At 66.7% G+C, this 12,028-nt stretch carries 9 protein-coding genes; 3 read left to right on the top strand and 6 right to left on the bottom strand.

Annotated features, from left to right (window positions below; all coding sequences use genetic code 11):
- Positions 1 to 196: 196 nt before the first annotated feature.
- On the bottom strand, positions 197 to 421 hold the full coding sequence (locus AC4D2E_RS13250; RefSeq protein WP_490952907.1) for a YegP family protein: 225 nt from the start codon (positions 419 to 421) through the stop codon (positions 197 to 199).
- A gap of 317 nt (positions 422 to 738) precedes the next feature.
- Here AC4D2E_RS13250 and AC4D2E_RS13245 point away from each other — a divergent pair, with 317 nt between their 5' ends.
- Positions 739 to 1,047 (top strand): ANTAR domain-containing protein, encoded by a 309-nt coding sequence (locus AC4D2E_RS13245; RefSeq protein ID WP_490952906.1) that lies wholly within the window; start codon positions 739 to 741, stop codon positions 1,045 to 1,047.
- A 117-nt stretch (positions 1,048 to 1,164) separates the two neighbouring features.
- Here AC4D2E_RS13245 and AC4D2E_RS13240 read toward each other — a convergent pair whose 3' ends face one another.
- The gene (locus AC4D2E_RS13240; protein WP_490952905.1) at positions 1,165 to 2,100 is read right to left on the bottom strand and encodes a tyrosine-type recombinase/integrase; all 936 of its coding nucleotides are present in this window, start codon (positions 2,098 to 2,100) and stop codon (positions 1,165 to 1,167) included.
- A 222-nt stretch (positions 2,101 to 2,322) separates the two neighbouring features.
- Here AC4D2E_RS13240 and AC4D2E_RS13235 point away from each other — a divergent pair, with 222 nt between their 5' ends.
- Complete coding sequence (locus AC4D2E_RS13235; protein ID WP_490952904.1) at positions 2,323 to 2,820, top strand: NYN domain-containing protein; 498 nt, start codon at positions 2,323 to 2,325, stop codon at positions 2,818 to 2,820.
- 26 nt (positions 2,821 to 2,846) lie between these two features.
- Positions 2,847 to 3,494, top strand: a complete 648-nt coding sequence (locus AC4D2E_RS13230) for a nucleoside/nucleotide kinase family protein (protein WP_490952903.1) — start codon at positions 2,847 to 2,849, stop codon at positions 3,492 to 3,494.
- A 61-nt stretch (positions 3,495 to 3,555) separates the two neighbouring features.
- Here AC4D2E_RS13230 and AC4D2E_RS13225 read toward each other — a convergent pair whose 3' ends face one another.
- The 4 genes from AC4D2E_RS13225 to AC4D2E_RS13210 form a co-directional block, all read right to left on the bottom strand.
- Positions 3,556 to 4,440 carry a GNAT family N-acetyltransferase gene (locus AC4D2E_RS13225; RefSeq protein ID WP_490952902.1) on the bottom strand — a complete coding sequence of 295 codons (885 nt, stop codon included), beginning with the start codon at positions 4,438 to 4,440 and terminating at the stop codon, positions 3,556 to 3,558.
- 40 nt (positions 4,441 to 4,480) lie between these two features.
- The gene (locus tag AC4D2E_RS13220) at positions 4,481 to 5,044 is read right to left on the bottom strand and encodes a hypothetical protein (protein WP_490952901.1); all 564 of its coding nucleotides are present in this window, start codon (positions 5,042 to 5,044) and stop codon (positions 4,481 to 4,483) included.
- 224 nt (positions 5,045 to 5,268) lie between these two features.
- Positions 5,269 to 6,066 carry a hypothetical protein gene (locus AC4D2E_RS13215; protein WP_490952900.1) on the bottom strand — a complete coding sequence of 266 codons (798 nt, stop codon included), beginning with the start codon at positions 6,064 to 6,066 and terminating at the stop codon, positions 5,269 to 5,271.
- Positions 6,067 to 6,081: 15 nt separating this feature from the next.
- Positions 6,082 to 11,838, bottom strand: a complete 5,757-nt coding sequence (locus AC4D2E_RS13210; protein ID WP_490952899.1) for a DUF6531 domain-containing protein — start codon at positions 11,836 to 11,838, stop codon at positions 6,082 to 6,084.
- Positions 11,839 to 12,028 lie beyond the last annotated feature (190 nt).

Below are 12,028 nucleotides of genomic sequence, written 5' to 3'. Positions count from 1 at the left end.
GGTGTGCGCTGCTCAGTCCTGCTCCAGGTCACCGCAACTCCTAAGGTGCTCAGGTAGGGCGGCGATCGGCGGAACTCCCTGTCGCAGTGATAGCCGCGCAGATCGACATTCTTCAGGGGCGGTAGCAACGAAGGTCTGTGCCTGAATGGGTAGCGAATCATCGACCGGTCGGCCGATGCTGTCCGACGGGAAGATCTCAGGAGGTACCCGACTTCTCCATCACTGCTTCAGGAAGAATCGGTGGGCAAAGATCCGCGATGAGACCCGTTCCGGCGCACTCACGGACGACACGGATCCCCTCGACGGCGGAGGCCTTATTGGAGAACGGCCTTGATACGGCGACGACTTCCCCCTTGGGCCCCGTCAATCTGAACGCGAAGGATGTGTCTTCGTCGTGAAAAAGCTCGAACGTTCCGGTCATGGCTGCCTCCTGTAATCACCTGAGCAGAAGGACCGCTCGGGCTCGTCATTTCATCCAAGGCGCGCAGTCCCATACCAGTCGATACGGCAACGAAACAAGCCCTAAATATGACCCCAGCCACACATGAAGCATGGTAGGGACCATCGTCTCGTACTCGCAAGTAACCGCTACGGAGCAGCACCCCGTCACCAGCGCGGGAAATCGACGACGCTATCCTGCATCGGCGTCTGCGTCTTGACACTCGTGTGACACTGAGGAGACTTTGTTGATTTGGAGGCAGCGCCCGACGGGAAGATGCCGAAGGGAAGGGCCGATCTGTGGGGGATTTCGACGACTGCATGAACACCAGGGACGACAGGGTGTCGCTGGAGCACATCGTGCAGCGCCTTTGGCAGCTGAACGAAACGCTCAGTGAAATGGCTGACGTGGCGCAGCGCCGGAATGTCATCGGGCAGGCAACAGGCATTCTGATGGAGCGGTACGCGATCGGGGAGGAGGAAGCCCACACGTTGCTTGTAACGGCCAGCAACCGCAGCCACTCCACGTTGGGGCACGTCGCGGCGACGCTGGTGACCAGCGGGCAGCTCCGCGGCCCCGATGGACGACAAACGGGGCCCGCAGGCTGAGTTGACGAGGTCAGTGATTTCCAATCGAACCCGTCTTGCCGATCCGGGTTAGTACTGTTTCACCCACTCGGGGTGAAGATGGACGCCCACCTGCGCTGAATGTGTCTAAGGTGGCCGTCAGGCTAGCGCGCGTGCCACGTCGTAGCCGGCCGATTTCGTGAGGTCGCTTCGCGGGCGGTCATCGCGCCGCGTGGTGGGTGGATCGGCATGTCCCATCGAGTCTTGGACGTCGTGCAGGGTGGCGCCCGCCTCCAGCGCGATGGTCGCAAACGTGTGCCGGAGACTGTGGGGATTGATCTCTCCCTTGATGCCCGCCACGTGAGCCAACCGCTGCACCGTGCGGAAAGCCTCCGACGCCGCCCATCGCTTGCCCGTGATCGTCGTGAAGATCGGCTGACCGGCGCCGGTCGCTGTCACGAACTCCGGCCCGGTGGTCCCCAGATAGGCATCGAGAGCTTCGGCGGCGGGGGCCGGCACCGCCACCGTGACGAGGTGGCCGCCCTTGCGTTGCACTGTCAGGATGCGGTGCCCACTCTCGCGCCCGTAGTCCGTGGTGTCCGCATTGAGGGCTTCACTGAGACGTAGGCCGGTGAACAGGAGCAAACTCACCAGGGCGTGGGATCGGGGTCCATTGGCTCGTGCCGCTCCGAGCAGGGCGCGTGCCTTGGCTTTGCTGAGGCCTTGCGTGCTGGAGTGAGCCGCAGACACCTTGGGACGCTCCACCAGCTCGGCAGGGTTGGTGATAATCGCCCCGTAGGACACCGCATACCGGTAGAAATTCGATACGGCGGCGATCCTCTGGGCCGCGGGGACCGATGCCGCGGTGACCGGAGCCCCGGTCACCTCATGCCGCCACCGCTCCACCTGCCCCCGCTGGACAGTGAGCAGATCGAACCCATGATCGTCCAGCCATCCACAGAACTGACTGAGGTTGCGCCGGTACGCCCGGAGCGTGCGCTCCGGCCCCGGGAGCGACAGCTCCCACGCGGCGAGGATGTGCCGGTGGCGAGTCACGTTGTCAGTGGTACCGGACGACAGCGTGCCGAGATTCATGAGCACATGATACTGACACCATTGTGTGGATTAGCGTGTTCTGCATCCTGAACACGAACGAAAACCGTCTCCTGAATTCGCTGTTGCGCATTTTGTATGGGCCGATTAACACCTGCCCGGTGGAAATTCCTCACCGTTTGTCGAGTGGTGATGCTTAGGAGAAGCGACAACTAGACCACCCGACCGGTTGACCGCGTCCACCTATGTCTGCATCCTCAACAAGTGAACCCTGAAGAAAAACGCATAGCCCTGCTCATCGATGCCGACAACGCGCCGGCGTCCAAGGTCGACGTCGTCCTTGCTGAAGTGGCGCGGTACGGCATTGCGAATGTGCGGCCATCTTACGGTGACTGGAAGAGCCATCATCTGCAGCAATGGGAAGCAACACTTCATCCATACGCGATACGACCCATCCATCAGTTCGCCTACGGCACCGGCAAGAACGCCTCCGACATGGCCATGGTGATCGACGCCATGGACTTGCTCCAAGCAGGCTCAGTTGACGCGTTCGCCCTGGTCTCCAGCGACGCCGACTTCACGCCCCGGGTAATGCGCATCCTCGCGGACGGCCTGAAAGTCTACGGATTCGGCCAAAGAAAAACCCCGGAACCATTCGTCAACGCATGCTCGCTGTTCACGTATGTCGGTCGCCGGCCGGTTTCAGAGCTGGCTGATGAAATTCAACGTCTCGTCGTCGCCACGCCCGATGGCAGACCGTGAAAGAGGATGGGCCCAAGCGGGAATTCATGTGCTCACTGGCCGATGACCTTCTCGCCTCCCTCGGGCCCACGGGCCGGCTCGTGGCCATCGATGGCGTCGATGGCAGCGGCAAGACGACCTTCGCCGGGAACCTGGCGGCCGAAATCCGGCACCGTCCCGTGATCGTCATCCACGTCGATGACTTCCTGAACCCCTCACCCATCCGGCATGCCCAGGGCCGCCACTCCCCCGGAGGCTTCTGGAAAGACACCTACAACTACGCCGCCCTGCGCGAGTCCGTGCTCGCCCCGCTCGGACCCAACGGAGACGGCCGGTACTCGCCGGCCTCCTACAACCCGCTGACCGACCAGACAGCACTCGCGAAGTCACTCCAGGCTCCGCTGGATGCACTGGTCCTGGTGGAAGGCATGTTCCTGCACCGCGACGAGCTCCGCGCATTCTGGGACGCCTCGGTGTTCCTCGACGTCCCCTTCACCGAGACCGCAGCACGAATGGCAATCCGGAACGGCAGCAATCCTGACCCCGAACACCCGACGATCCGCCGATACGTGCACGGCCAACGCCTCTACTTCGACGTCGCCCGGCCCTGGGAACGAGCCACTTTCGTCATCGACAACCGCGACTTCACCTCACCCACGACGATTCCACCCGACAGGGCCTCACCACTCCGTTGAAGGATGGCGTTCCGGGCAGCTTGTGATGGTCCGGTGTTAGATGGCGCGCACCGTCGAGGCATCACGCGTCGCGACGCCAGTCGGTGACCTCGGGGTGGGCGGAGAATCCGGCTGCCAGGTAGGTGGACACGGCGCCGGCGTTGGAGCTCTCTGCGCAGACTGTGGCGCTGGATGAGCCCATCTCGCGAAGCGCCGCCGCGGCTGCGCGCGTCATCATGGTGCCGTACCCGCGACCGCGGTGCTCTTGATGCACCCCCATCGGCTCGATGAGACCGGGACGCCCCGCGCCGGCAGACCATACCGCGGCGACGGCGACTGCATCGCTGTCGTTGTAGAGCGCCAGGATGCGCGCGGCGTCAAGGAATGGTCCCTCCGCGGCTGCCCGCCATCCATTGACGAAGTTGCGACGCCGCTCCTCCGGCATGGGCGTTCCTCGGAAGGCCGACCAGTGCACGGACACCCACTCATCGGTGCGATCTGGTTCGATGGTCTCGATTCGGAGGCCCGCAGCCTCGACGGGCGCTGGCAGATCACGGTGGAGCGGCGTCCACGGCTCGTCGGGCAACCACCCCTCCTTCGCGAGGTGCACGGCAAGTGCCGACGCGCCGCGCGCCTCGATGGTCGCGCTTCCTGCATCGAGGACACCCGTCGCCGGCTCGCCGACATCCGCGACGATGCGACGGGCGAGAGACTCGTCCTGGCGTCGCGCGGGGTCCATCGCGAACCGCAGCAGCTGGGGGCCGTCGATGAGTGCGATCGCCAGGGTTGTGTCACCAGAGGACCACACCCGCGTCGCGGCGGCAGTGGCAGCGGCTCCACGGAGCGAGTACCAGCCCAGATCGCCCGGATGCAGATGCAGTGGTCCCTGGTCGTACTGCCACTGCTCCAACACACGAAGTATCTGATCGAGCTCGTCGACGTCCGGCGTTCTCACGTTGACATCCATGACCCCTAGCCTCCCATTCCAGCAGGGCCAGACCACGCCATCACCATCGCGTCGATCCGGTTTCGGCGGTGCGATGGCAAATGAAGCCCGGGTGTACCGCACCGGCCACCTCGAACCGCGCGTCCCGCCGCTCGACGGACAGACGCCCACCCTTCGTGCCGTTCAGGGCATGCAGGGCAGCACCAGCCGCTTTCCGCGCCTCCGCGACGGTGCTCATGCCTCGACCGTCCACTGTCCAGGCAGCAATCGCGGGCGCCGGCTTCCCGTTCTTCGCAGCGATCCGCCAGGCAACGCCCAGATGCGTCCCGGCGACGAAGCCTCCTATCCAGGCGATGCCCGCGGCGCCAGCCACGTCGGTGCGGGCGAAAAGCACCAGACCGACCGCCAGAGCGCCGAGCAGGCACAGCAACGCCAGCCAGGCGTGACGCACCCCGAACCTGAACAGACAGAGGCCCAGCAAGACGCCCGCAGCGAGAGCTGCGAACGCGGGCCAGGACGCCTCGAGTTGCCCGAAGACGATCAGCGCGACAGTACCGCAGGCAATGACGGCGCCGAGGACAAGGTATCCCAACCCCGATTCACGTTTACGCGCTGGTCGTTTCATATTCCTGTTCATCGTTCCTGACTTACCGTGCCGACACCTTCTCACCGCGTCTCCGCCCCTGGTCGTATCGGACCAGGACGATGTGTCGGTCGCGTAGATCTTCATGACATCGCCGTTCGGCCATCATTCGAGGGCTGGGGACCGCTGGCTCCGGACTCCAGGCATCGACAGGACCATCGATGCGAACGGGATAGCAATCGGTGCCGGCGTATACGGGCCGTCGCCTAGGAGAAACGAAGGTCCTGGGCTTGAGCGCCGCTCTCCCAAGCCCAGCCGGTCAGGTCCTTGGCTCCCTGGGTCTCGAAGAATCCGTTGAGGGCCTGCTCCGCCACTTCGGTGGGAACTTTCACTCCCTGCGGCACCCTGCCCGTCAGACCATGTGTATCCAGGCGGATCGATACTTCGTCGTTCTGGTGGGGAATATGAGTGAGCACTGACAACGTCTCAAGGTCTCGACCGTCCGAAGCGATGTGTACAACGAATCCTTCCGCTGCAGCGCCCCAGGCCTCGAAGCGACGGTGACCGAGAACGACGACGAACCGACCGTCCTCGAGACTCTCCCAGCGCCCCAGTCGGGACAGCGCCCGTTGTTTGGCTTCCGCGACACTGTCGATCGCTTCTCCGGCCACGACCCATGTGGACGGTGAAGCCTGGTGACGACGGTTGTATCCGAAGAAGGCGAGTTCCTTCCCGATGACGTATCCGATGGCGGACACCGGAACGGACAGGAGGGCAAACCCCCGCCAGGGGGCAGGCGCGAGGAGCAACAGAGCCAGTCCAGCAAGAATTACACCGTAGATGAGCCAGGCCGGCCCGCGGATGCCCGTACGAACACCTACAGCGCCACTGATCAGTAGCCCCGCTCCCACTACTACGATCGCCGGCACGAGCGCCTCGCGCGGCACATAGCCGACCAGCAGAAACAACAACAGGACCAGAAGTATCGCGGGAATCAGCAGTCGGAGCCGGAATTCACGTGACTCACCTGAACCACGCAATCGAGCAGATTTACGGTTGTCCATCAATTTCTCCGCGTCTCAGTTTCCAGCAACGAAAAATTTGGCAACATCCAGTCCCGATCCCGTCGTCGTTCCATAGAGCGAGGAACGTACCAACGCCATCGAGTTCGGGCCGCCACTCGCGAGCCCCGACAACGTACTGACGTTCGTTCGTGCCGCTTGCTGGAGTGTACTGGATGAGCTGGGTCCGCCAGGTAGGTGGGTGAGCGCACCGCCGGTGACCCCCGACCACCCTACGTCGGCCCATGTGACTGCTTCCCCGGAGATGAACTTGTCAGTCACGGTACCCGCGATCGCACCACCACTTCCAAGCGCAGTGGTTGCTGCCGCAGCCTGAAGTGTAGGCCTGGCGCCTGCGGCAGTGAGCGTATATGCGCCATGACCGCCTGCACGAGCCAGGGTCCCGCCAGCAGGTCCCGCCAGCCCGCCCACAGCGCCGCTCAAAGTACCGCCGGCTACGGATCCAGCGAAGGACCGCCAGTTATCGACTCTGCCCCCGTTCTTGATCAGATGAGTCGCAGCGCCACCAACAGCACCCGCTACCCCATTGACACCCGCATTCACGGCGACGTAGCTGCCGAGTCTCGAAACCGATGACGCCGTAGCAGCGGCGGCCCGCCCGGCAGTCAGCGCCCCACCTCCGAGCAGCCCGACAGCCCCCATCGCAGCAGATTGCGCCCAATTGACATCGCCGGTGGTGGCCTTCTGGATGACGACGTCGGCGCCGAAGCTCATCAATCCCATACCTGCGATTTGCCCGCCCGGGACGAACATCAATGCTGCGCCAGCCACGACGGCCAAGCCGCCGACGAGATACGCATTATCGTCCGCCCACTTCTCGACCGCGGCGACGGCTCCGCCTGCAGAGCCGTCGTAGGCCTTGAGGTCCTCGTCGGTGAGGGGCCGTAGCCCCGTGGGGTCGGTGACGTTCAGCGGGTTGTTGCCGGCGTAGGCGTAGGGGTTACCGTCCCAGCCCGCTCCGAGGACGGGTGCGAGCGGGTCAGTGGACAGGAAACCCCTCGCCCTCGGATCGTACGCGCGTGCTCCGAGCCACTCCAGGCCCGCAATGTCCACCCCGCCGTGACGGGTCAGGCTGACACCCACCGGCAGTCCACCGACCATCCCGGTCGAGGTGCTTCCGGGTGCGGGGTCGGGGATCGCGGGGGCACCCAGGACCGCCCACGGGTCGGCCTCATCGGTGGGGCGGGCGGCCCGCCAGCCCGACGCCGTCCATGCCTCCCCGATTCCCGTCACACCGCCGGGCAGGGACAACACCTGTCCACCAGCGACACCTGCGAGGCCGCTGGTGGGAGTAAGGCCAGTGCCGCCGGAGGTCGTCGGGGTGATACCCGTGAGGGTGGGTATGGGGTTGGCGGTGTCCCACCACAGCCGGGCGCCGTCGACGCCGGCGAGCTCGCCGAGGGCATCGACCCACAGCTCGTGCCGGGACGTGACCTCGCCGTCGGGGGTGCGGTCGCACGTGCTCTTCAGGTAACCGGTGGGGCCCCATGCGTATTCGGTCCAGGACCCCTCTGGGCGGATGAGCCGGGTGCGCCGGCCGAGTCCGTCGTGGACGAATTCCGTCCGTGACCCGTCGGCGCCGGTGATGGCCAGGAGTTGTCCTGCGGCGTCGTAGTCGAATACCCGTGACCCTGCCGGGGTGGCCTCGCGGACCAGTCGTCCACCGGCGTCGTACTCCCACTCCGACGTCGACTCCGCCTGCGGTGCCGGTGCTTCCGAGCCACCGATCGCGGAGGTGGTGGCGGTGATGAGCTGCCCGGCTCCGTCGTACCCGTACCGTGTGACCGCCCCGGCGCGGGTCAGCGCGGTGATGCGGCCGTCGTCGTCCCGACCGATGAGCGTCACGTCCGTGCCGTCTGTGCGGGCGGAGGAGGTTGTGCGGCTGTGCTCCGACAGGTTCCCGCCCCGGTAGGCCCATTCCTGGGCGAGGTTCCCGGCGGTGACACCGGTGAGGCGCCCGGACGCATCGTGGGTGAACAGCGCGTCCCCGAGCAGCGGGTTGGTGACGGTGGTGATGCGTCCGGCACCGTCGCGGGTGTAGGTGGTGGTCGTACCCCGGGTGTCGGTGAAGGAGATCCGGTTCCCGTCTGCGTCGTACGCCCACGACAAACCCTGCCCGCCGCGGGTGCGGGAGGTGAGCTGCCCGCGCCGGTCGACGGCGAGTTCGTGCTCCACGACCAGCCCGTCGGCGTCCCCGCCCGCGCCCACGTTGCCGGTGTGGTCGGTGATGACCACCCGCCGGTTCATGACATCGCGCTCGATCGAAGCCACCAGTCGTCCGTCGACACTGGTGGTGGCCTCCTGGCCGGCGGCGTCGTACGTCCAGGTGGTGGTGTGACCGTCGGGGTCGGTCTGGGACAGTTGCCTGCCGGCCGGGTCGTAGGTCGCGGTGGTGACCCGACCCAGCGGATCGGTGACGGAATCGACCTGATCGGTCTGGGTGTGGGTGCGGGTGGTCACCCCGCCGAGGGAATCGGTGATCCGGATCAGGCGACCGCGGGTGTCGTACTCGAAGCGTGTCTTTCCGCCGACCCCGTTGGTGGTCGAGACGAGTTCTCCGGCGGTGTTGTAGGCGAAGCGGCGGGTCCCGTACCAGGTGTCCTGGGAGTAGGTGAGCCGCCCGCACGCGTCGTACCCGTACCGGGCTGTGCCACTGCCCGGGGTGCGGCGCAGGACGAGCCGCCCACACGGATCGTAGGTGAAGGTCTCGACCTCACCCGTGGGCAGGGTCCGGGAGGCCACGCGCTGGTCGGCGTCGTAGGTGAGTTCGGTGACCGCCCCGGTCGGGTCGGTGGTCCGCCATGGGCGACCGCAGACGTCGTACTCGTACCGGGTGATTGCTCCGGTAGGACTGGTGATGGAGGTGATCTTTCCCGCGACATCCCGGCCCAGGACCGTCAGCCCGCCCTCGCCGTCGAGGAGTTCGACCGGATTCCCGGCTGCGTCATAGGTGGTGAGCTCCGCCGTACCGTCCGCGCCCTGGACTTTCGTGGGGCGCCCGTACTGATCGAAGCTGTAGGTCGTGGTCGCGAACGCGTCGGCGAGGGTCGCCGTCCCGGCGGTCCGGTCCGTGGTGGTGTCGGTGCGGACCCCGGTCGGGTCCACGACGGCGGTCAGGGCGCCGACCCGGTCGTATTCGCGGACCCAGTCGTGTCCGGCCGGGTCGGTGATGCCGACCAGCCGGGACAGGGTGTCGTGGGTGAAACCCCAGCGGGCGCCGTCGGACAGGACCGCCCCGGTGACGTTCCCGAGCTCGTCGACCACCCGAGAGATGGTCCGGCCGAGGGGGTCGGTGGTGCGGACCAGGTCCCCCGTCGGCCCGTACTCCAGGCTCGTCCGTCCCCCGTCGGGGGCGATCGACGCCGTGAGGCGCCCCGGCGGGTCGTGCTCGAACGCCCACACCGCCCCGTCCGGGTCGACCTGGCGGACCAGCAGACCCTTGCTGTCGTACACGAACCGGGTCTGCGCCCCCGACGGGCTGATCGCCGCCACAGGGCGGCCCGCCTGATCCCGGACGATCCGGGCGACATCGCCGACGGCGTTGCGGGTGGCGATCAGGTCCCCGAACCCGTCGTACTCGAACCCGACACTCACCCCGACCGGGTCCGTCACCCGACGAAGCTGCCCGTCCTTCCAGTGGAGTTCGGTCCGCCCGCCCAGGGCGTCGTCCACCACGCAGGGATCCCGGGTAATGCCGCCGGCACCCTCGTCGGCGTACTCGTACGTGATGACGGACCCGGTCGCAGTGACCAGGGTGATCAGGCGATCGTGCTCGTCCCACCCGTAGGTCAGATCCGCGCCCTCCGGGGTCACCGTCCGGGTCCTTCGGCCCCGGTCATCGTAGCCGTGGACCGTAACGGAGCCGTCGCGCTCGGTCAACGACACCAGGTTCCCGTGCACGTCGTAGGCCATGGACTGGCGCCTGTCCTCCGAATCCAGGACACCCACCAGGCGTCCCTTGGCATCCGCGACCCACGAATTCGACCGGGACCCGTCCTCGTCCGAGACGACCGTGACCCGGCCCGGCAGATACGCGAACCGGACCCGCCGCCCGTGCTGGGTGAGTTGCAGGACCACCCTGCCTTGCTCGTCATAGGAGTTCTCCGCCTCCACAACCCCCGCGGCGGACACCACCGCGTCGATCAGACCGGCCTCGTTCCACCGGTACGTGCGCGTCCCGGTTTCGGTGCTGACCGTCACCAGCCGGCCGGCGTCGTCGTACCCGTACTCCACCCGACGCCCATCCGAAGCCCGCACGACGGCTGCCCGCCCGTCCACGTACTCGACGTCCAGGAACCGCCTCCGCACATGCGCCAACCGGCTGATCAGCCCCGCAACCTCGGAAGCACCATCGGCGGGCGTACTTGCTTCGGAGAAGCCGGCATCAGAGTCGGCTGCGTCGACCGGCGCCTCCCTGTGAACGGAGACCGTGCGGCCGGGACCGGACCCGGCACCCAGCCACACGCCGGAAACGCTGAACACCCACCAGGCACCCCGGTTGTCCCGGACCACCAGGACCTCGGAGGAACCCTCCGGCACCGAGTCCAGTTCCCCGAGGTGCGCAGCGGTGGCGGGTTCCCGGGTGAGCCAGTAGTTCTCGCCCACGGCCCGACCCCAGGCGTCCCCGGTGCGGGGGAAGTCGACGGCCCGGCCGTCGGCCATGACCCAGCGGGCACCCTCGTCCGAAAGGCTCAGGTGCTGGTCCAGGACCGAGGCCCAGCCCGGACCGAACACCCCCGCCGTCTCCAGGCCCGAAGCGAGCGAGTTGTACATGCGCGAGAGCACCAGGCTCGAGGCGGCCCCCGTGAACCCCAGGTCGGTCTCCGGTTCGATGAAGTTCCCGGTGGCGGTGTTCACCGGATCGTTCGCGTACCCGCTGGTCGGCATCGCGCCCGCCGCCGCGGGCGGGTCGATCGTCAGGGCGGACCGGGACGCGCTCACCCCGGCCGCCGCCAACGCCTCGTTCAGCGCCGCGTCCGAGACGGTCGAGACGTTCCCCTCGCCCCCGGCGGCCGCGAACGCATCGGCGATCGTGACCGCCCACGCCGCGTCGTTCTCGTTGGCGGTCAGGAACGCCCGGTACGCGGCCAGGACTCCCGAGGCCTCCAGGGACCCCCACGAGCAACTGGACGCGAAATCGGAGAGGTGCCCTTCCAGGGAACCCGGCGCCGACGCCAACCCGTCATCCAACCCGCGGGAGTTGGTGGCGAAGGTGCGCAGGTGCTCCGGGCGCGCCGACGACGTCCCGCCCCCACCGCCCCCGGACCCGCCACCAGGCCCCGGGGTCTCACGGGATCCCGTGGACGCCGACGCAGGGGCGAACGACGGCGCCTTCCCCGGGTCCGCGTTCGGCCGTTCCTCCTCACCGACAAGCCAGTCCCAGCCCTTCTCGAGCGCGTTGCGTTCGTTGTGCTCGCGCACCCACTCGTTGTTCTCCCGGCGCCGGGCGTCCTCCTCGTGCGCGGCGTCGATCATCTGCCCCACATAGCCGGCCACGGTCCGCAGGGCCGATGCCAATGCGCTTGCGTCACTGGCCGCGGTAGAGCCATTGGTCTGGAAGAGCTCGGAGAAATGTCCCTTGAAATCCTCTTTCGCCGCCGTGACATAGGAGGTCCGGGTCCCGGACTGGTTCTCGAGCCGGGTCGCGGCCGACTCGAAAGCCCGCCGCACCGACCCGGCCACCCCGTAACTGAACCGGCCACCATTGGACGCATTCGACTCCGGCAACAACGGCATCTCAACGAATTCGGTCACAACGAACGCCCCCCCAAGGAACAAGAACAACAGCAAGAAGAAACCATCGACCATGCCGGCAGGCACCCGCACGGGAAAAGCACGAAGAATAGAGACCTACAAAGAAAGAGACCTACACCGGACAAGGCCGGCGCGGAGGACGCCCCGCACACGGCAGGACAACCCAAAAAAACCCGGTCCGGGAGAACCC

This window comes from Arthrobacter sp. TJ-265, from assembly GCF_058269135.1.
The sequence above is the reverse complement of the archived record's forward strand: the minus strand, read 5'-3'. Positions and strand labels throughout refer to the sequence as shown.